This window comes from Paenibacillus sp. FW104-T2 (assembly GCF_058789975.1).
Window position 1 is genome coordinate 431,037 of record NZ_JBYTCE010000001.1, and the last position, 20,034, is coordinate 451,070.

Below are 20,034 nucleotides of genomic sequence, written 5' to 3' on the forward strand. Positions count from 1 at the left end.
ATGTATATTTATAGTAATGACGAATATGATTTAAATAATAGATACAGCAGGCATGAGGCCAACATGAGGAGGATTCTGATATGACAGAACGTATGACAACCAATCAGGGAGCACCCGTGGGTGACAACCAAAACTCCCGCACAGCAGGCAGAAGAGGACCAACTCTACTTGAAGATTATCATTTGATCGAGAAGATTGCCCATTTTGACCGTGAACGTATTCCGGAGCGGGTAGTACATGCCAGAGGTGCGGGTGCTCATGGGGTATTTACCCTGGAGAACAGCATGAAAGAGTTCACCAAAGCAGATTTCCTGCAGGAGCCTGGAACGGAAACGCCTGTACTGGTCCGTTTTTCCACGGTAATTCACGGGACAGGTTCGCCAGAGACTGCGCGTGATCCGCGCGGGTTTGCAGTCAAGCTATACACGCGGGAAGGCAACTATGATATTGTCGGTAACCATCTGCCTGTATTCTTCATCCGTGACGCGATGAAATTCCCGGATATGGTACATTCCCTGAAGCCTGCGCCAGATACGAATATTCAAGACCCTGCACGGTACTGGGATTTCATGACCCTTTCACCCGAGTCCACACATATGATGACGTGGTTGTTCTCTGATCTGGGTACGCCTGCGAGTTACCGTGAGATGGATGGATTCGGTGTGCACGCGTTCAAATGGATTAATGCGCAAGGCGAGATCCGCTACGTGAAGTATAAGTGGGAGTCTGCGCAGGGTGTGCGCGGCTTCTCTCGTCAGGAAGCGTCTGAAGTGCAAGGACAGGACTTCAACCACGCTACCCGGGATCTGTATGACCATATCAAAAACGGCCAGTATCCGCAGTGGAAGCTGCAGGTACAGCTTCTGAAGCCTGAGCAGATGGATGATTTCTCATTTGATCCGCTTGATCCAACCAAAACCTGGCCGGAAGATATCATTCCGTTTCAAACGGTAGGAACCATGACACTGAATCGCAATCCGCAAAACTTCTTCGCCGAAGTAGAACAGGCCGCTTTCTCCCCAAGTGCATTGGTGCCTGGGATTGAGCCATCTGAGGATAAACTGCTGCAAGGTCGCCTGTTCTCCTATCCGGATACCCAGCGTCACCGGCTTGGACCAAACTATCTGCAGATTCCGGTGAACTGCCCGTATGCACCGGTTCGCAACCATCAGCGCGATGGACTCATGAATGTGAATCAGGATCCGTCCCCTGTAAACTATGAGCCGAACAGCTCCTCCAGCAGTCCGCAGGAAGATCCGTCATACTGGGACAGTCAGATGCCGCTGCACGGTCATGTTACACGGGAGAAAATTGAGAAAACGGATGATTACACGCAGGCAGGTGAACTGTTCCGTTCTTTCACGGCCGAAGAACAGAATAATCTGATTGATAATTTGATTAATGACCTCAAAGGTGTTCCGGCCCAGACGCAGATGCGTGCATTATGTCACTTCTTCCAGGCTGACGGACAGTTTGGTGGCCGACTGGCTCGTGGACTTGGTGTAGATATCTCGGCATATATGCCACCCGGCAGACCGTAAATAAGAGACATTATTAATATATTTTCATAGCATGTAGGAAATAAAATTAATATGATGAGGCTGGGCATGACTGCATGATATGCAGGATTGTCCAGTCTTTTTGCTGTCTTTGCAGCCGAGCTGGCTTCTCATATACCCTCGCAATGATATTCTGAAATGGAAAACAAATTTACAAATCATTTACAATAAATAACTGACATAGAGGTTGACTTCTTGTTTGTTGTCACTACAATGGGTAGTGTGAGGGGTGTCTGAATATGAAAATACACAATTTTAAAGTGGGTGAGCGTGGGCTGAATCGTTTTTTTGGCCCGCTGGAAGCGAAGATTATGGATATCTTATGGGCGCGTCCAGGCAGCAGCATCCGTGAGGTGCAAACAGCACTTGAACAAGATAGAGATGTTAATTTCAATACCGTCATGACGGTTATGAACCGGCTCGTGGATAAGGGGCTGCTTCGCAAAACACAGAAGGGCCGGACGTCACTGTATCACCCGGTACAGAGCAAGGAGGAGTTTATGAACGACCAATCGAAGGAGCTGTCGCATGAACTGGTAGACGAATTCGGTGCACTTGCAGTGAGCCACATGCTGGATGCACTGGATGAAGCCGATGCGGGGTTGATTGAACGTCTGGAGCAGAAGATCAAACAATGGAAAAAGGATAGCGACTGATATGTGGAAGGCCCGCTCGAAACTGTTGTTTACTGTCGGGTTTGGCATTCCGCTACTCGTGTTCATTCAAATGTTTATGTACGCCATGTACAAACTGTTTGGCTGGGATATTCCCTTTAATCTGCTCTGGCTATGCAATCATTGGATGAGCCGTATGGGGTGGTTATCGGTTGGCCACTTTTTGATGCTGCTTGTCGTGCTAACCTTTGGAGGAACAGGCTGGCTGTTCATGCATCGAATGATGAAGACGCGAGCAGCCGTACGCAAGCTCCATGCGATCGAGAACCAAGCGATGTCCAGAGCTCTTGAGGTCAAATATCGTCATCTTAAACAACCGGGGTTTATCGTTGTGGACAAGCAGTCACCGATTGCTTTTACGATTGGTTTATGGAGGCCATACATTGTTCTCTCAACGGGGTTGCTCGGTATGCTCGATGCTGAAGAAGAAGCAGCTGTTGTCTATCATGAAGTCCATCATCTATGGCACCGTGATCCGTTGAAGACAACGCTGCTGTCGGTGTTTGCCATGATGATGCCGTATATTCCTGTTTTGAAGCATACTTCAAAGCAATATCATATCGTCCGCGAAATCTTAGCCGATAATGAAGCGATTGAACGTACGGGAAATGCAGCGGGAATTGGCAGTGCCTTGCTCAAACTGATCCGCGCTTGTCCTGAACCATGGCGGGTACGGGAGATGGCTGTGCAATCCTCGTTTGCCGATACGTCGGTGAATGTGCGCATCTCTCGTTTGCTAGACCCGGAACAAGATGTTGAGTTGGCTCTCCCGTGGTTCGCCATATTAATGTCGGCGACAGTGTTTCTGTTGATGTCTGTTTTGTTTGTTTGGTCGATCGGATAATTTGAATGTGGCACATTTTAATGCCAAGGAGGAAGATGTACATGAATAGTAGGAGTGTAGAGATTGGCTTGTTCTTCTTAAGAATCATGATCGGTCTTATCTTTGTATTGCATGGGTGGAGCAAGTTTGAAGGTGGAATCAGTGGTGCGGTAGGCCTTTTTGAGAGCATGGGCATCCCTGGATTTCTCGCATCCGTTGTAGCCATTATTGAGCTGGCCGGCGGGGCCGCGATGATTCTGGGACTGGGAACACGTGTGTTTGCTGCATTGTTTATTATCTTGATGGCAGGGGTTCTGTTTACGGCCAAAGTAGATCAGCCATTTATTGGTGGTACTGAATTTGATTACCTGACGCTGGCAGGTTCCCTGACCTTGCTATTTACAGGCAGCCGCTTCCTGGCGGTGGATCAGTATATAGCCAGACAAGGTAAGGTTCGGAATGCAAGCTCATAAGACCCGCCGTTTGTAAGCATGTATTTCATTAAAAGCAGGCTAGGCCTGCAGCGAAGCCTTTTCCTACTAGATTGGTTTGCGGGTAATTATACTTGTGAACTGCTCTGGCAGGAGAAGGTTTTTTTGGTTTGGACGCCAAGCCTAAACTTTTGGTACAATGAGAATAAGTATGCTACTGAAAAAAAATAAGAACATCAAGGAGGATGTGCTTTATGATTAATGTCATTCCATCCGAAGCCCGTGCCAGCTTCGACCGAGGCTGGCTGCGCGGCAGTCACAGCTTTTCCTTTGGAGAATATCAGGACCCGGAGAACACAGCTTTTGGACCGATGAGGGTAGCAAATGATGATGTGATAGCACCTGGACGTGGTTTTGGTGCACATCCGCATAGTGACATGGAGATTGTGTCCATCGTGCTGAATGGCAAGCTTCGCCATGAAGACAATCTTGGCAATGTAGCTGTAACCTCGTTTGGGGGAATTCAGCGAATGTCGGCGGGCAGCGGCATGATTCACACCGAGCACAATGCGTCCGATACGGAAGAGGTACGTTTGCTCCAGCTTTGGTTCATGCCTACGACGAAGGGACTGCAGCCTTCATATGAGACGACATCATTTGATCCTGCTGCACTAACGGGAGCGCTCTTGCCTGTAGTATCTCCTGAAGGCGGACCGCGGGTTGCATCCATTCATCAGGATATGACCATATATCTAAGCCGTTTGACTAAAGGTGAGGCACTAACATATAAGCAGGGTGAGGGACGCCGCCAGTATATTTTTGTGATTGAGGGTAAAATCGGACTGAATGGTGAGCACGATTTGGCGGCAGGCGATACAGCAAGGGTAGAACAGACTCAGGTCATGGAATTGCAGGCAAGTGAGGATGCGTTCTTCATGCTCATTGATTTGCCTTAACTTGAGTGGAACGCAGCATTAATAGACATGAGCAATAAGGGAGGATAAACGTCTATGGCACAGCAGGAATGGTTTATGGTTAAACATGGGGTAACCGGGCGAGGTCTGGCAAATAGCAAAACAGATTCCCTGTCCTATCGGTTCCAAAAAGAGGGCGAAGGCTTCGTATTCACCGTTACAGGTTTGGATGATCCAACCGTGGAACAGATCATTAATCTCAGGCAGGAGCTTAACGTCTTTCGTTTCGTGCAGCGCAAGGATCAGCCTCTCGTGAAGCACTGGTACTATGTTCAAGGAGACCGGGTTGCATACGATAAGGATCGTGGTACCCTTACAATTTTTGCGAATTCCGAGATTCGATATGTGCCTGAAGATTACTTCGCTGATTAATGTTCATACTTAGATGGGTCTTCCATACCGGAAGGCCTATTTCTTTTTGTCTATTTCAATATGCATGTGACGTCTTTCAGGTTGTTTTAGGAAATCCCAGAAATTGCGAAGCCAAACAAGGTTGACATCTGGAAATTAATATAGATATAATTCATATCAATTGATAATGAATATCAATATCATAAGCTAGAGAATAGAGTCATTACGTTGTCTTAAGGCTATCGGTGAGGGGTTTAGTAGAGAGATGAAGTTAGGTTATATGTTGGTCGTACTGGCTGTTCTGTCTATCGTTTACATATTTATCGGCAATTCGGACATTTCGCCCCTGGATATATTCCACTTGACCCCAGTACAGCTGCAGGTACTGCAAGTCAGCCGGTTTCCACGCCTGATCAGCATTCTGGTCGCGGGTATCAGTATGAGCGTTATCGGTCTGATTATGCAGCAGCTGACACGCAACCGGTTTGTTTCGCCTACAACAGCAGGTACCATGGATTCCGCAAGGCTTGGGATTCTGGTGACCCTGATGTGGTTCCCTGGAGCGTCCTCTTTGCAAAAAATGCTGGTCGCCTTCGCCTTTGCCCTGACAGGTACGCTGATCTTTATGCGAATTCTCGAGAAGGTCAAATTCAAGGACACGATCTACATCGCTCTTCTGGGCTTGATGTTCGGTAACATCGTTAGTTCGGTGACGACCTTCTTTGCCTACAAAAACGATTTGATCCAAAACATCTCCTCTTGGCTGCAGGGTGACTTCTCCACCATCATGAAGGGCCGTTATGAATTGATCTATATCAGTATTCCACTGCTGATTATCGTCTATCTCTTCGCCAACCGTTTCACACTGGCAGGAATGGGAGAAGACTTCGCGACCAACCTGGGCCTGGCGTATCGGAGAGTGGTCAACCTCGGATTGATTCTGGTAGCCATGGTCTCGGCTGTGGTCATTATCACCGTAGGAACCATTCCGTTTTTGGGTCTGGTGGTGCCTAACATTGTCACGCTGTATAAGGGAGATAATCTGCGCGACACGCTGCCCCATACGGCCATGCTTGGAGCGATATTCGTTCTGGTCTGTGACATTCTGGGTCAATTGATTATTTATCCGTATCAGCTGTCCATCAGTTTGACAGTAGGAGTCGTAGGCAGTGTGCTGTTTCTGTATTTACTGCTTCGAAGAAAGGCAAATGGGTCATGAGAATGAAATTTTCAGCGAATACTCTAAAGTTTGGCATCTTGATCGCAGCGGCGCTCATTCTGATTGGTGTGTTTCTGGTCATTCAGTCCGGGGGCAACTGGGATTATATCCTGCCGCGTCGGGGGAAGAAGATTCTGGCCATCGTGCTCACTGGAGCATGTATTGCATACTCAACAGCCATCTTCCAAACGATAACCAACAATCGTATCCTGACACCTGGCATCATGGGACTCGACTCCCTGTATATGTTGTTTCAGACGTTTGCGGTTTTTGTATTTGGAAGCACTCACATCAGCTTTGTAAATAAAAATCTTAATTTTGCAGTGTCTGTCCTGCTGATGACCCTTTTTGCCCTGCTGCTGCATCAATTCATGTTCAGGCGGGAACGAGGGCGCAATATCTATCTGCTGCTGCTTGTGGGTCTGATTCTGGGAACGCTCTTTCAGAGCCTGTCCTCCTTCATGGAGGTCCTGATTGATCCCAATGAATTTCTCATCCTGCAAGGCAAAATGTTTGCCAGTTTTAACAATGTAAATACGGATCTGTTGATCATTTCGATGGCTTCCATCCTTCTGATCCTGCTGTATGCGCGGAAATTCACCAAGTATCTTGATGTTCTGGCACTTGGGAAGGATCATGCGGTGAACCTCGGTGTGGATTACCACTATATCGTCAAACGGCTGCTGCTCGTTGTCATGGTGCTGGTGTCCATCTCTACTGCACTTGTAGGTCCGATCATGTTCCTGGGATTGCTGGTGGTGAATCTGGCTCATCAGGTGTTCCGGACACACCGGCATAACGTGCTGATCTGGGGCTCGGTCATCATCGCCGTCGTTGCCTTGGTAGGCGGACAGCTGATTGTGGAACGGGTATTCACCTTCTCTACAACCGTAAGTGTCATTATCAACTTTGTAGGCGGTGTGTATTTCATCTATTTGCTGCTAAAGGAGAGTAAGTCGTGGTAGAAGTCAGAAATGTCTCAAAACAATACGGCGGCGTCCGGGTAGTGGATGACGTATCACTGAATATTTCCAAAGGGAAGATCACGTCCTTTATCGGACCAAACGGCGCCGGCAAGAGTACACTGTTATCCATGATTACCAGGCTCATTGGCAAAGACACCGGTCAGGTCCTGATTGAAGGCAAGGAAATTGAAGGGTGGAAGAGCAAGGAGTTATCCAAGAAAATATCTGTGCTCAAACAATCCAATCATATCAATATCAGGCTGACAGTGGAGGATCTGGTGGCGTTCGGGCGTTTCCCTTACTCACAAGGACGGCTTACGCCGGAAGACCGCCAGTGGGTACAGGAAGCCATTGATTATATGGATCTTGGTCCGTACCGAAAACGGTATTTGGACGAGCTCAGCGGTGGACAGCGGCAGCGGGCGTACATCGCCATGGTTATTGCGCAGAACACCGAATATATCCTGCTGGATGAACCGCTGAACAACCTGGACATGAAACATTCGGTGCAGATTATGAAAGTGCTGCGCAAAATGGTGGACGAGCTTGGCAAAACGATAGTCATTGTCATTCATGACATCAATTTTGCATCCTGCTACTCCGATTATATTGTTGCACTCAAGGAGGGCCGGGTCGTTCAGGAAGGTAAAACGGAGGACATCATTGATACGGAAGTATTACAGCAGGTATATGACATGCATATTCCGGTGCAGGTGATCGATGGACGTAAGATTTGTGTGTACTTTTCGTAAGAAAGTAAAACCAATATAGAGAGTGAGAGGTGTCTATTTATGAAAAAGGGTTGGTTGTTTACGCTGCTCGTTGTATTGTCTGTGGTGCTGGCAGCATGCGGAGGTAATAAAACAGCGGAGAATGCGGGTGCAAGCACAGGTACAGGTTCAGAGGCCAATGCGGGGGCAGCACAGTCCAATGAGGAGATGGTTATCAAACATCAACTTGGCGAAACCAAAGTGAAGAAAAATCCGCAAAACGTAGTTGTGTTTGATTATGGCGTACTGGACACCCTGGATCAGTTGGGCATAGAAGTTGCCGGTGTTCCTCAAGAAGGCGTTCCTCCATATTTGGAAAAGTATAAAGACGCCAAGTACACCAACGTGGGTAGTTTGAAAGAAGCCGATTTTGAGAAAGTAAATGCGATGAGTCCTGACCTGATTATTATCTCGGGACGTTTGTCTGATTCATATGAAGAGTTGAGCAAGATTGCACCGACCATTTATATGGCGGTAGACACCGAGGATTACATGAATTCCCTGACGGAAAACGTGAAGACACTTGGTGAGATTTTTGGCAAGGAAGCTGAAGCGGAGCAAGCGTTGACTACCATCGAAGCTTCTGCTAAAGCATTGAAAGACAAAGTAACGGCTGCAGGCAAAAACGCACTGATCGTGCTGACCAACGAAGGCAAACTGAGCGCATATGGTGCAGGCTCTCGATTTGGAGTCATTCATGACGTATTTGGTTTTAAACCAGCAGATGCCAATATTGAAGTGTCAACTCATGGACAGAGCGTTTCCTTTGAATATGTGATGGAGACGAATCCGGATTACCTGTTTGTGGTAGACCGCAGTGCAGTGGTTGCAGGTAGTGGGGAAGCAGCTCCAGCTAAACAGGTCATCGAGAATGATCTGGTTAAGAATACAACAGCGTACAAAGAAGGACACATTGTGTACCTTGACCCGAACTACTGGTACTTGTCCGGTGGCGGCCTGGAATCCATTCAGGAAATGATCAAGGAAGTGGACACAAGCGTCGAATAACTGAAGTATATAACAGCAACATATTGGAATTGGGAAGAAGGATCTCTGCGAATGCAGGGATCTTTTTTGTTTTCCTGAAGACGGAAGGATGACATGAATTTTTGTAAATCGTCCACATAATTCCCGTTCATTTGGCACAAGCTACCTTGTATAAAAAAAGAGCGGAGGGACGGACATGGCCGACAGGACAACAGGAAAAGAAGCTGCCTCAAACGCAGCCGAAAAAAAACATATCCCCTTGGGGCTGCCATCTCCGCCCATATTGAAGCAGCCCATCGGATTGACACATGAGAGCCATATGCTCGCCCTGGAAGACATTTTCTCGGACAGTTCGGATGTGGTATTCCGCAACGTCATGATATCCCCTGAAGTTCAGGGGCTTCTGGTGTACATCGAAGGGATTGTGAATTCGGCTGATATCCAGGACCATATGCTCCGTCCACTCATTCGGGGGCTGATCGAGCAGCGTACCGATGAGCCTGACGTCCCGATCGATGATACACGAATTGCGCTAACACAGGTGAAAAAGGTGGACTCCTGGGCTGAAGCAGCTGATGGTGTGCTGGAGGCGTCAGCACTATTGCTGATTAATGGGAGCCGGGATGCCTGGCTCTTTAATGTCAAAGGCGGCGTGCGCCGGGGAGTAGAGGAACCCCAGACCGAATCGGTTATTCGGGGACCTCGTGAAGGATTTACGGAGACTTTGCGTGTGAACACGGCGCTCATTCGATTCAAGTTGAAGAATTCGTCACTCAAAATGTTGAGCATGACCATCGGGACAGAGACCAAGACCAATGTGGTGCTGACCTATCTGGACGATATTGTGGATCCCAAACTGATTAAGGATGTCAAAAAACGCCTGAACAAGATCAAGATTGATGGCGTGCTGGAAACGGGGTATATCGAGGAATTGATCGAAGATCACCCCTATTCCCCGTTTCCGCAGATGCATTATACGGAACGCCCCGATACAGTAGTAGGCAACCTGCTGGAAGGCCGTTTTGCCATTCTGGTGGATGGCAGCCCGTTTGCCCTGATTGGTCCGGTGACCATGTGGCAGATGCTGCAGGCCAGTGAGGACTATTATGAACGGTTCTTTATCACCAATCTGGTGCGATGGATCCGGTTTCTGTTTGTGGCGATTGCCTTGTTTCTGCCAGCGCTTTATATCGCCATTACAACATTTCATCAGGATATGCTTCCAACAACGCTGATTCTGAGTATCGCCGGAGCCAGGGAAGCCATTCCGTTCCCGGCTCTGGTGGAAGCTCTTATTATGGAACTTTCATTTGAAGCCTTGCGTGAAGCGGGGGTCAGGTTACCGAAGACGGTAGGTCAGGCAGTCAGCATCCTGGGTGCACTCGTGATCGGGCAGGCCGCGGTTCAGGCCGGAATTGTATCGGCGCCCATGGTTATCATCGTATCCATGACAGGTATTGCATCCTTTACCATCCCGCGCTTTAACTTTGCTATCACGGTTCGTTTGCTGCGGTTTCCGATCATGCTCCTCGCTGGAGCGCTCGGACTGTACGGCATTGTCATCGGACTGGTATTAATCTCGGTCCATCTGACGCAGATGACTTCCTTCGGGGTTCCTTATCTGTCGGGGCTGAGTCCATATCACAGAACGGATACCAAGGATATTGTAATTCGTACACCATGGTGGAAAATGATCAATCGCCCTTCCACGGTGCATCGGGATCAGAAGCGTATGAATGCCAAGATCAATGGTTCGCCAGAAGCTGAGGAGGGGTGGTAAACTCATGCATTTCATGCATAAGTATCGCACCATGGTGCTGCTGTTCCTGTGTACCCTTCTGCTATCAGGCTGTTGGGATCGTGAGGAAATTAACGATATTGCATTTGTGATTGGCATCGCCGTCGATAAGGAGAAAAAGGATTACAGGACAAGCTTGCAAATTGCGCTACCTGGTCAGTCTGGTGCTTCCGGAAGTGAAGGTGGGGGTGGAGGTACAAGTGGGGATAAATCCTGGTTTATGCTATCCACGACGGCCAAAACGTTTCGCGGGACCTCGCTTGAAGGGCAAAAGGCCCTATCCCGGCGTCTCTATTATGCCCATCGTCGTACGCTGCTGATCGGAGAGGATCTGGCCAGGGAAGGCGTTGCTCCGATGCTGGACCTATTAACCAGATATCCGCTAAACCGCCTGTCAGCCATGCCAGTCGTGACCAAGGGGGAGGCATTTAAGGTGCTTGATACAGATGCACCGATTGAAAAATTCCCCTCGGAGATGGTGCGCGAGCTATGCTTCCTGAATATGCGGCACCCGCGCTCCCTGAAACTATTTATCGATTCCATCCTTTCCGACGGAATCGATCCCTTTCTCCCGATTGCTTCCGTTGCAGAAAATGTACCGAAGGATTGGAAGGATGTCAAAACCAATATCAAGCTGGATGGACTGGCCATCTTCAAAAAGGACAAACTGGTGGGAATGATCGAAAAGGCTCCTGCAGATGCACTGATTTTGGCCATGGGTGAAGCCAATACGCCAGAGGTAATGATTAAAGCTCCAGAGGGAGAGGGGACGTTGTTCCTGAAGCTGAACGAAAATAATTCTTCGTTCCAGCCGCATATTCGTAATGACAAAGTGAGTGTCACGATTCAACTATACGCCAAGGGAGTTTTGGTGGATAACGAATCGAATTACGGCGACCTGAGGGAGCGTGAAATTATAACACTTAACGAAGCAATTCACAAGAAAGTGAAAGAAGATATTGAGGAGGGCGTAAGGCTGACCCAACGAAAGTATAATGCCGATATTTTGGGGCTTGGTCGTTCCATCCATCAGCAGATGCCGAAAGAATGGGACAAGATCAAGGACCGTTGGTATGACATTTATCCCAATATGGAGGTTGTGGTAGAGCCCCATATCATCATCGAGAATGTGGGTATCACCAATAAACCGATTGGATTGACCGAGGAGGAGATCGTCCATGATTAAGCCGCTCATGTTTACTTATCTGGCTATGGTCATCGTTGTTATTATCATGGACTTTAAGCACCTGAGGCAGGCAGCAGCGATTAACCGTTGGTTATCCTATGTGGTGATCGCAGGCAGCACCGGAATTTGGTTCTATGTTACCCATTTGAGCAAAACGTTCTTTATTACGGTTTGGCTGACCCATTGGATTCAGCGAAATTTGCCGCTGCCATAGATGGTTGTTTGTTGTTTATCGTCTTCCGGTTGAGTAGGCAGAAAGGAGGTATTTGATGAATCAGGGAGTGACTAGCCGGCAGCTTACGCTGCTGATCTTGCTGATGAGTGTAACAGGTACGCTGATTCAACCCCATGCACAGGCCATTTTCTATGCCGAACAGCATGCCTATCTATCCTATATTCCTGTGTTTCTTGTTATATTTGCATCCATGTGGATGCTAAATCGTGTCCAGAGCCGGTTTCCCGACCAGGATCTGTTTGAGTCTTTGGTCGAAAGATTTCCCTTCTTGGGACGGGTCGCAGGCTTAATGTATATCATGTTTTTTCTTTTGATATTTGCCCGTGACATCCGGTTGATCGGTGATTACGTAAGTATAACCTTGCTTGAGACCACGCCCATTTCCATCATCGTGTTGTCTCTCTTGGTTATGGCTGTATTTATTGTCAGAGGAGGACTGGGTTCTTTAATTGGGATGTCTGAGCTGTACATTACCTTGTTTCTGCTCAACTCGGTCATTGTCCCATTCATGTTGATTCAACAAATTAACCTGGATAATCTGATGCCGTACTTCGATATTGATGCAGCGGGTGTGGGCAAAGGAAGCTGGTATATCTTTTCCTTCTTCGGAGAGATGGTTGCTTTGCCTTTTGTAATCAAGGGAAGCGACTTTCGGTTCAGATCGGTGACTTGGGGAGTAACGATTGCCGCCTTGCTGATGATGCTGATCATGATCGAAACCATTACAGCAATCGGTGTACCGATCGCATCCCGGTTGGTATACCCGTCGTATGAGCTTGCCAGACAGCTGCAAGTAAGTGACTTTCTGGACCGATTTGACTTGGCCCTAGCTGCAGCTACCCTGCCTACCATGATTACGAAGATTGCATTTGACCTGTACTTTATCTGTTGGGGTCTGAAACGGATGATTCCTAAGGTATCTGGTAAGCTGATGACGGGTCCGGTGGCGCTCGTAGGATTCGTATGTGCATTTTGGTTCTTTAAGAATGCGATTCAGCTGTTCCGCTTCACGCGGGAATGGACATGGATTGCGATTGTTTTTGAGATAGTGTTCCCCCTCGTGTTCTTTGTGTTTCTTCGTCCACGAAGAAAGGAAAAGGGATCCTCACACCGAGAAGAAAAGCAGCGGGATACAACCAAAAAAGACAATGAACGGGAGAAGAAAAGACGCGATGCCGACCAGGAGGGTGAAACAGAAAAGGATGAAATGCAGGGGGGCGAGCTTCAGCCTTCCTGATGCCAATCATAAAAAATCGTTATAGAAGAACACGCCAAATGACGTGAAACAAGGTTTCCCTCCATGAAACTACCCTGTATACTGTAGTCAAACGAATGACGTTCGGACGAACGAACTGGGGGGAAACATGAATGGCTCAACATTTGGCAGGTATACGTGTAGCACTGACGGGACCGCGTAAATCCAAGGAAATGGCGTTATTAGTTGAGAAAATGGGTGGTATTCCACTCGTGCGGCCAGCACAGGGAACGGTATTCCTGGATGATCGGAATATACGCAATGGTCTCGTCTCCTTGATCTCTGATCCGCCCGACTGGGCGGTATTAACTACAGGGATGGGACTTGATGCCATATTTGAAATGGCAGAGGATATGGACATAGCTGGTCAACTGCTGGATGTCTTGTCGGAAGCTTCCATTGCAGCAAGAGGATACAAAACGGTGAACTCACTTCGCAAGCGTAAGCTTGCACCGCTGGTCCGGGATGATGACGGCAGTACGGACGGGCTGATCCGAGAATTCGCGCCACATGATCTTGCCGGCAAAAAAGTCATGCTCCAGCTTCATGGAGAAACTGCGCCGAAGCTGGTCAACTGGCTGGAAGAACAGGGTGCTGAAGTAAGACAGGTTCTGCCTTATCGTCATGTACCACCGGAAGAGGCCGAACTGGAACAGCTTTTGAATGAAATCGTGCAGCATGAAGTTGATGCTGTAGCATTCACCAGCGGCCCCCAAGTACGGTTTCTGGCAGCATACGCAGCTTCCCAAGGTAAGCTGGAACAGATGCAGCAGGCTTTCCGGGACGGTGTGATTCCTGCATCTGTAGGTAAAGTGACTGCAAACGCCATGCGTGAAGAGGGGATTGAAGCACGAGTTGTTCCGGAGGAAGAAAAGATGGGAGCACTCATCGTTGAGCTGGGACGATATATTGCTGCAGCACACGCAGATCAATCCTGATAAGCAGATCAGGATGCAGGTCTGTTAATGGATCCGGTAAGATCGTTATGAGGGTTTCGCAGATGGATACATCATTCAAGTTCTGATCTGTTCTGGATCAGAACTTTTTTCTGTTTTGTCTGAAAATAGAATCGTGGACAAACATCATAAGCATGGACATTTTTTCCTGAGCGATGTTATGATGAAAGCAATATCATTCATGAAAACAAGCAAGGTGCTCTTGCGTCGAGCAAGAGGTAACAGGGAATCGGGTGCAAATCCCGAGCGGTCCCGCCACTGTAATGGGGAAGCCCTTTTCATCCAAGTCACTCGTACATCCGGGGAAGACAGAAAAGGAAGCTGATGATCCAGAGCCAGGAGACCTACCTTGCATGTGTCACCGAACCCTTCGCGGAAAGGAGTGGTGTACGAAGAATCAGGAAACGGGCGAACAACCGGTTCGCCTGGCAGGCCCTTTGCGGCCATGCAGCCACAGGTCTATCCTCAATAGGGCCGTGGACTGTCTTCTTGAGTGTACGTACATGCGTATCCCATCCGTTATAAGGATGGGATTTTTTTATTTTTTACAGTCCATCCGGAACTGGATTTAATCGAACATGCCGCGAAGAAGAAGGTCGGTCAAGCCGTCCTTTTTCACTGTTTTGGAATAGCCCGGATAAGAAGGTTGAGCTGCACAGAGCAACTCCATAATCAACAGCTCAAATACAGACCCGGCTGAAGAAGCGATGATATAGATGTGATTGACGTGCTAAGGGTGAACAGGGAGATGGAGGAGGAGAAGCAATGCAGAGTCAAGGAAAGCTGCTGATTATCGGATTTGGCCCAGGAGCGATGGAGCATATCACCACACGGGCATTGGAGGCACTACGGGAGAGTGAGGTCATCATTGGTTATAACACTTACGTTGATCTGATTCGTCCACTCCTGGACGGACAGGAGATTGTACGGACAGGCATGACCGAAGAGGTAAGCCGGGCACAGGAAGCGGTCAGACAGGCCGAGATGGGCAAAATCGTTGCAGTAATCTCCAGTGGCGATGCAGGTGTATATGGCATGGCCGGACTGGTGTATGAGGTGCTGATGGAGCAAGGCTGGAAGCCGGGAACCGGCGTTGGCGTTGAGGTTATCCCGGGTATATCTGCCATTCAATCCTGTGCTTCCTTGCTGGGTGCACCCGTGATGCATGATGCATGTACGATCAGTCTGAGTGACCACCTTACGCCATGGGAGACGATTATTCGACGAGTTGAAGCAGCAGCATCAGCTGATTTTGTCATTGCTCTGTACAACCCTCGCAGTGGACGCCGGACACGCCAGATCGTGGAGACGCAGGAGATGCTGCTGCGTTACCGTAGTCCCCAGACACCGGTGGGGCTTGTAAAAAGTGCCTACCGTGAACGTCAGGATGTCGTGATGACCACGCTGGAAGACATGTTGAATCATGATATTGGCATGCTGACGACTGTGATCATTGGTAACTCCTCGACCATGATGTACGAAGGACTCATGGTTACACCGCGCGGATATCAGCGGAAATATACGCTGAATACCGCGGAACAGCCGCTCAGACCGCATGAGCGGCTTCGCACGGAAGCTGAGCCTTGGTCGCTCGGCGCGATGGAGGCCCGTTCTGCCGCTTCCAATGGTGCAGCAGGCACGGTCCGCGATGCGCAGACCACGCAGCCAGCTGCGGAACCAGCCCTGCACGGCGCCAGCACCAGTACGGGCATGGGACCGCAAGGGCAGCAGGGCGCTGGCATGCCTGCTGCTCAGCCAGCGGGCGGCAGCACCGCAGTGCTTGCAGCCGAGCGGCCTGCGGCAGTGGAAGGCGCACCGCGTGCTGCCCTAGCGGTGCCACATGCTGGTGCGGCCGAACTGGCTGCCGAAGCGCTGACACGGCTTGCGGCAGGCGGCAAGCTTGCTGGCGAAGCGGCCAGCCGCTGGCTGGATGCAGCCGGGTCAGGCGTGCCAGCCGGAACGCAGGCTGCAGGGGCAGCTGCTGTGCGGACAGCGCCCGAGCCGGGACGCAAGGCACCGCTGTTCGAGATTGGCGTGTCGCCTGGCGTCGGCAACAAGAAGTTTACTGCAGCCCAAATGGCACTGCTGGCGCAATGCGCGAGTGAAGAAGGCGAGCTGGAATACACGCCGGAGCATCAGATTATTTTGCGGGTACCGACCTTTGAGCCGGATCAGCTGGTAGAGGAGCTGCGTGCAGCGAATTTTATCGTGGTGCCCATCGGTGACGTTATCAAGGTGAAGGCCTGTGACTTCTGCAACATGGAGAAGGATGATGCCGTTCCGATGGCCAATCATTTGCAGGCAGTTATAGGCGGACTTAGTGCGCCGAAAGAGACCAGCGTAGCTCTGAATGGCTGCGGCATGGCATGTTACGGTGCCGTACTGGAGGACATCGGAATCGTCTACCGCAAGGGCGGGTACGACCTGTTCCTTGGCGGCAAGAAGTTCGGACGAAACGCTCACCCTGCCCAGCCGGTAGCCGAAGGGATTCCAGGTGATCAGATTGGCGGGATTGTGGAGCGGATCGTAGCGGAGTACAAGGAAAAGGGACACCCGAATGAGAGATTCCATAAATTTTTCAAACGCGTTGGAGTAATCCAAGGCTTCCGTCACGTCGATGCGCCTGTGACCGTGGAAGTAAACCCGGTATGCGGCGACTAGGGATCACGCGAGTGTTGTTACCATCTGATATTTTTTAACCAGCGTTTGTAGTTATACCGAAAAAAATCCCTTTGCACTTTTATATAGATCGAAATGATTGGGTAACCAGGTTACCCAGCGTGAAAGGCTCGTTTACCAAGTAAGCACAACCTAAAATTGAGATGCCTGGTCTATGGATCAGGCGGGGGAGGAAGAAGCCATGATGAATGCCATTTTGCTGGTTGGACACGGCAGCCGTGATCCAGAGGGAAACCGGGAGTTAATGGAGTTTGCACGAGCGGTAGCGGAGAAAGCGCCGGAGAATACCGTGGTAGAGACCTGTTTTCTGGAATTAACAAGACCAAGCATTGCTGAAGGCGTTACGGCTTGTGTAGATAAAGGGGCAACGCGTGTCGTATTGGTGCCGATTATTCTGTTTGCTGCGGGCCACGCCAAAATTGATATTCCGAATGCCATCGACCGGGCCAAGATTCGTTATCCGCAAGTGGAATTTGTATATGGGCGTCCGATTGGCGTACATGAGAAAGTCGTTCAAATTATGCAGACTCGCCTGCAGGAAGCTCAGCCTGTTCTTGTTACCGCCCATCAAGGCGGCGCAGCAGTGGCGGCTCCGCCTGCTCCTGTTACGGATGAAGAGACAGCCGTACTTGTCCTTGGACGGGGAAGCAGTGACCCGGATGCCAACAGTGATTTCTTCAAAATGACCCGGATGTTGTGGGAAAAACTTCCTTATAAGTGGGCTGAAAGCAGCTTTATTGGTGTGACGCAGCCTTCATTCCCGGATGGATTGCAGCGTTGTCTCCTGCTCGGGGCGAAGAAGATCGTCATCATGCCTTATTTTCTGTTCACAGGTGTGCTGATCAAACGCATTGATGAGATGACCGCTGAATTTGCTGCGGCCAATCCGGACATTCAGGTAGAGATCGGTGGATATTTTGGATTCCATCCCAAATTGGTGGAGCTGGTATTGGAACGCGCGAACGAAGGGTTGAATGGACGGGTAGCGGCCAACTGCGACAACTGCCAATTCAGACTTGAGGCTGCCAAACATCACCACCATCACCATGATCACGATCACGGGCATGATCATCATCACGACCACGATCATGACCATGACCACCATCATCATGATCATGCACACGATCACAGTCATGACCACCACCATCATCACGATCACAGTCATGACCATCATCATGACCACGACCATGGGCACAGCCACGATCATCACGCACATGATCACGACCACCATAATGAGGAGCATCATACTCACGAACATGCCGTGAGCAGCCGTGAAGCATCCCTGGATTATCATCATGACCACGACGGTGAACTTCATCATTCGCATCATGACCACGACGGTGCGTTGCATCATCAAGATGAAGAGGGCGGAGACGGAGAGAACTACTCACCAGAAGATGCAGGGCATGCTCAGATCGCAGCTGCTTCGGAGCGGGTGAACCGTCCATGATCTTGATGTTATGCGGTACAAGTGATGCGCGGGAATTGGCTGTACAGATTCAGCAGCAGGGGATGGACGTACTCACATCGGTTGTAACCGAGAGTGCAGCGCACAGTCTGTCTGAGGCGGGGCTGCCGGTTCGAACAGGCAGGCTGACGATAGAGGCCATGGTCCAGCTTGTCCGTGAAAAAGGAAGCCGTGCCATAGTGGATGCAAGTCATCCCTTTGCGGAAGAGGCCCATGCCAATGCCATGGAAGCAGCCAGACAGGCAGGAATTCCTTATATCCGTTACGAGCGGACGGGACTTGCTTACGATGACCATCCGCTGCTTCATGTCGTGCCTTCCTATGAAGAGGCTGCTCTTAAGGCGAAAGAACTCAAAGGTTCTGTCATGTTAACGACAGGAAGTAAAACGCTGCAGATTTTCACCAAGCATCTGCTCGGTGATCCTGACATTCGTCTCGTTGCCCGTATGCTTCCGCGTCTTGACAATATGGAGAAATGCGGTGAACTGGGTGTGGAACAGCGCAATATTATTGCCATGCAGGGACCCTTTTCCCGTGAAATGAACGAAGCATTGTACAAGCATTACGCCACCACCGTTATGGTGACCAAGGAAAGCGGCAAGACGGGGGCTGTAGATGAGAAGATTCAATCAGCACTGGAGCTTGGCATTCAGGTTGTATTGATATCCCGCCCAGAGGCCGAATTCGGAACGGTGTTTGATGAATTTGAAGGCGTACTCTCCGAGTTAAAGCGCGTATTGATGGAGTAGGACGCCCCAATAGATCAAATTGGGATAGACCCATTTTGAATCATATTACGATTGAAGGAGTGAGTGCATATGGATTTCAAAACGGAATTTAAGCCTTTAACTGTACAGCCCCAGGAGATTGAGGGGAAAAGTTTCGAAATGATTACCGAGGAGCTGGGTGAGCATCCATTCACGGAAGAACAATATCCCGTGGTTCAGCGTGTCATTCATGCCTCAGCTGACTTCGAGCTTGGCCGCAGCATGGTTTTTCATCCGGATGCCATCCAGGCAGGAATTGCAGCCCTTCGTGCAGGACAATCCGTCATTGCTGACGTACAGATGATCCAGGCTGGAGTAAGCAAGGATCGTATTCGCGGGTTCGGCGGAGATGTGCACGTGCATATTTCCGACCCGGATGTGATGGAGGAAGCGAAGCGGTTGAATACAACGCGGGCCATCATCTCGACGCGAAAAGCAACCAAGGCCTACGAGGGCGGAATCTATGCCATCGGTAACGCACCGACAGCATTGCTGGAGCTGATTCGTTTGGTAAAAGAAGGCGAAGCCAAGCCAGGCTTGATCATTGGTATGCCTGTCGGATTCGTATCGGCAGCTGAATCCAAGGATGAGCTGCGCAAGCTGGACATCCCGTTTATCACGAACATCGGCCGCAAAGGCGGCAGCACCATCGTGGTAGCTGCCCTGAACGCGATCTCGCTGATGGCAGTGAAGGTATAGTCTCTGTTTCAGCCTAAGCTGAGCGTATCTAGAGCGTCCTAGAAAGTCCTTGAGCGTACCGAGCAGGGAGTACCAGGGCAGCGCTAACGAACCTCAAGAGCCTTATATCGCAGATAATTATAAGTTATAAATTCTAACGAACCTGAGTGAAGCTATTCTGCTCAAAGCCGCCAAAAACGGTGGGAATATCAGCTCTATGTTGAAATAACGACGCTATGATTCGTTAGATTATCAGTGT

Annotated in this window: 19 protein-coding genes and 1 riboswitch; all 19 genes read left to right on the top strand. The window is 49.6% G+C overall.

The window, feature by feature from the left end; all coding sequences use genetic code 11:
- The first annotated feature begins 80 nt into the window (after window positions 1-80).
- The 19 genes from AC3WQ3_RS01920 (at window position 81) to AC3WQ3_RS02010 (ending at window position 19,796) form a co-directional block, all read left to right on the top strand.
- Window positions 81-1,541, top strand: coding sequence for a catalase (locus AC3WQ3_RS01920; protein ID WP_492471299.1), 1,461 nt, complete (start codon window positions 81-83; stop codon window positions 1,539-1,541).
- Between the two features lie 257 nt (window positions 1,542-1,798).
- On the top strand, window positions 1,799-2,215 hold the full coding sequence (locus AC3WQ3_RS01925) for a BlaI/MecI/CopY family transcriptional regulator (RefSeq protein ID WP_154894738.1): 417 nt from the start codon (window positions 1,799-1,801) through the stop codon (window positions 2,213-2,215).
- Between the two features lies 1 nt (window position 2,216).
- Window positions 2,217-3,077, top strand: coding sequence for a M56 family metallopeptidase (locus tag AC3WQ3_RS01930; protein WP_286455920.1), 861 nt, complete (start codon window positions 2,217-2,219; stop codon window positions 3,075-3,077).
- Window positions 3,078-3,118: 41 nt separating this feature from the next.
- Complete coding sequence (locus AC3WQ3_RS01935) at window positions 3,119-3,529, top strand: DoxX family protein (protein WP_492471300.1); 411 nt, start codon at window positions 3,119-3,121, stop codon at window positions 3,527-3,529.
- 212 nt (window positions 3,530-3,741) lie between these two features.
- The gene (locus AC3WQ3_RS01940) at window positions 3,742-4,443 is read left to right on the top strand and encodes a pirin family protein (protein WP_492471301.1); all 702 of its coding nucleotides are present in this window, start codon (window positions 3,742-3,744) and stop codon (window positions 4,441-4,443) included.
- Between the two features lie 54 nt (window positions 4,444-4,497).
- Window positions 4,498-4,833, top strand: a complete 336-nt coding sequence (locus tag AC3WQ3_RS01945) for a hypothetical protein (protein WP_492471302.1) — start codon at window positions 4,498-4,500, stop codon at window positions 4,831-4,833.
- A 244-nt stretch (window positions 4,834-5,077) separates the two neighbouring features.
- On the top strand, window positions 5,078-6,031 hold the full coding sequence (locus tag AC3WQ3_RS01950; RefSeq protein ID WP_492471303.1) for an ABC transporter permease: 954 nt from the start codon (window positions 5,078-5,080) through the stop codon (window positions 6,029-6,031).
- Between the two features lie 2 nt (window positions 6,032-6,033).
- Window positions 6,034-6,996, top strand: a complete 963-nt coding sequence (locus AC3WQ3_RS01955) for an iron chelate uptake ABC transporter family permease subunit (RefSeq protein ID WP_336782252.1) — start codon at window positions 6,034-6,036, stop codon at window positions 6,994-6,996.
- Window positions 6,990-7,748: an iron ABC transporter ATP-binding protein gene (locus AC3WQ3_RS01960; RefSeq protein WP_492471304.1), complete on the top strand. Its 759-nt coding sequence runs from the start codon at window positions 6,990-6,992 to the stop codon at window positions 7,746-7,748. The genes AC3WQ3_RS01955 and AC3WQ3_RS01960 overlap by 7 nt, the downstream gene beginning before the upstream one ends.
- A 39-nt stretch (window positions 7,749-7,787) precedes the next feature.
- Entirely contained in the window at window positions 7,788-8,774 is a 987-nt protein-coding gene (locus AC3WQ3_RS01965; RefSeq protein ID WP_492471305.1) for a siderophore ABC transporter substrate-binding protein, read from the top strand.
- 175 nt (window positions 8,775-8,949) lie between these two features.
- Window positions 8,950-10,533 (top strand): spore germination protein, encoded by a 1,584-nt coding sequence (locus AC3WQ3_RS01970; protein ID WP_492471306.1) that lies wholly within the window; start codon window positions 8,950-8,952, stop codon window positions 10,531-10,533.
- Window positions 10,534-10,537: 4 nt separating this feature from the next.
- The gene (locus AC3WQ3_RS01975) at window positions 10,538-11,737 is read left to right on the top strand and encodes a Ger(x)C family spore germination protein (RefSeq protein ID WP_492471307.1); all 1,200 of its coding nucleotides are present in this window, start codon (window positions 10,538-10,540) and stop codon (window positions 11,735-11,737) included.
- Complete coding sequence (locus AC3WQ3_RS01980; RefSeq protein ID WP_239301617.1) at window positions 11,730-11,951, top strand: hypothetical protein; 222 nt, start codon at window positions 11,730-11,732, stop codon at window positions 11,949-11,951. Before AC3WQ3_RS01975 ends, AC3WQ3_RS01980 begins: the two co-directional genes overlap by 8 nt.
- A 55-nt stretch (window positions 11,952-12,006) precedes the next feature.
- The gene (locus AC3WQ3_RS01985; protein ID WP_492471308.1) at window positions 12,007-13,209 is read left to right on the top strand and encodes a GerAB/ArcD/ProY family transporter; all 1,203 of its coding nucleotides are present in this window, start codon (window positions 12,007-12,009) and stop codon (window positions 13,207-13,209) included.
- 131 nt (window positions 13,210-13,340) lie between these two features.
- Window positions 13,341-14,165: a uroporphyrinogen-III synthase gene (locus AC3WQ3_RS01990; protein ID WP_154894758.1), complete on the top strand. Its 825-nt coding sequence runs from the start codon at window positions 13,341-13,343 to the stop codon at window positions 14,163-14,165.
- Window positions 14,166-14,360: 195 nt separating this feature from the next.
- Window positions 14,361-14,549: riboswitch (cobalamin riboswitch) on the top strand.
- Window positions 14,550-14,948: 399 nt separating this feature from the next.
- Window positions 14,949-16,844, top strand: coding sequence for a precorrin-3B C(17)-methyltransferase (cobJ, locus tag AC3WQ3_RS01995; RefSeq protein WP_492471309.1), 1,896 nt, complete (start codon window positions 14,949-14,951; stop codon window positions 16,842-16,844).
- Between the two features lie 202 nt (window positions 16,845-17,046).
- Window positions 17,047-18,312 carry a sirohydrochlorin chelatase gene (locus AC3WQ3_RS02000; protein ID WP_492471406.1) on the top strand — a complete coding sequence of 422 codons (1,266 nt, stop codon included), beginning with the start codon at window positions 17,047-17,049 and terminating at the stop codon, window positions 18,310-18,312.
- Window positions 18,309-19,079 carry a precorrin-6A reductase gene (gene cobK / locus AC3WQ3_RS02005; protein WP_336782243.1) on the top strand — a complete coding sequence of 257 codons (771 nt, stop codon included), beginning with the start codon at window positions 18,309-18,311 and terminating at the stop codon, window positions 19,077-19,079. The genes AC3WQ3_RS02000 and cobK overlap by 4 nt, the downstream gene beginning before the upstream one ends.
- Before the next feature lie 69 nt (window positions 19,080-19,148).
- Complete coding sequence (locus tag AC3WQ3_RS02010) at window positions 19,149-19,796, top strand: precorrin-8X methylmutase (RefSeq protein WP_492471310.1); 648 nt, start codon at window positions 19,149-19,151, stop codon at window positions 19,794-19,796.
- Window positions 19,797-20,034 lie beyond the last annotated feature (238 nt).

Bases quoted from the DNA above. Each gene is read 5' to 3' on its own strand.
- AC3WQ3_RS01920 (WP_492471299.1), top strand. From the start codon at position 81: ATGACAGAACGTATGACAACCAATCAGGGAGCACCCGTGGGTGACAAC.
- AC3WQ3_RS01925 (WP_154894738.1), top strand. From the start codon at position 1,799: ATGAAAATACACAATTTTAAAGTGGGTGAGCGTGGGCTGAATCGTTTT.
- AC3WQ3_RS01930 (WP_286455920.1), top strand. From the start codon at position 2,217: ATGTGGAAGGCCCGCTCGAAACTGTTGTTTACTGTCGGGTTTGGCATT.
- AC3WQ3_RS01935 (WP_492471300.1), top strand. From the start codon at position 3,119: ATGAATAGTAGGAGTGTAGAGATTGGCTTGTTCTTCTTAAGAATCATG.
- AC3WQ3_RS01940 (WP_492471301.1), top strand. From the start codon at position 3,742: ATGATTAATGTCATTCCATCCGAAGCCCGTGCCAGCTTCGACCGAGGC.
- AC3WQ3_RS01945 (WP_492471302.1), top strand. From the start codon at position 4,498: ATGGCACAGCAGGAATGGTTTATGGTTAAACATGGGGTAACCGGGCGA.
- AC3WQ3_RS01950 (WP_492471303.1), top strand. From the start codon at position 5,078: ATGAAGTTAGGTTATATGTTGGTCGTACTGGCTGTTCTGTCTATCGTT.
- AC3WQ3_RS01955 (WP_336782252.1), top strand. From the start codon at position 6,034: ATGAAATTTTCAGCGAATACTCTAAAGTTTGGCATCTTGATCGCAGCG.
- AC3WQ3_RS01965 (WP_492471305.1), top strand. From the start codon at position 7,788: ATGAAAAAGGGTTGGTTGTTTACGCTGCTCGTTGTATTGTCTGTGGTG.
- AC3WQ3_RS01970 (WP_492471306.1), top strand. From the start codon at position 8,950: ATGGCCGACAGGACAACAGGAAAAGAAGCTGCCTCAAACGCAGCCGAA.
- AC3WQ3_RS01975 (WP_492471307.1), top strand. From the start codon at position 10,538: ATGCATTTCATGCATAAGTATCGCACCATGGTGCTGCTGTTCCTGTGT.
- AC3WQ3_RS01980 (WP_239301617.1), top strand. From the start codon at position 11,730: ATGATTAAGCCGCTCATGTTTACTTATCTGGCTATGGTCATCGTTGTT.
- AC3WQ3_RS01985 (WP_492471308.1), top strand. From the start codon at position 12,007: ATGAATCAGGGAGTGACTAGCCGGCAGCTTACGCTGCTGATCTTGCTG.
- AC3WQ3_RS01990 (WP_154894758.1), top strand. From the start codon at position 13,341: ATGGCTCAACATTTGGCAGGTATACGTGTAGCACTGACGGGACCGCGT.
- cobJ (WP_492471309.1), top strand. From the start codon at position 14,949: ATGCAGAGTCAAGGAAAGCTGCTGATTATCGGATTTGGCCCAGGAGCG.
- AC3WQ3_RS02000 (WP_492471406.1), top strand. From the start codon at position 17,047: ATGAATGCCATTTTGCTGGTTGGACACGGCAGCCGTGATCCAGAGGGA.
- cobK (WP_336782243.1), top strand. From the start codon at position 18,309: ATGATCTTGATGTTATGCGGTACAAGTGATGCGCGGGAATTGGCTGTA.
- AC3WQ3_RS02010 (WP_492471310.1), top strand. From the start codon at position 19,149: ATGGATTTCAAAACGGAATTTAAGCCTTTAACTGTACAGCCCCAGGAG.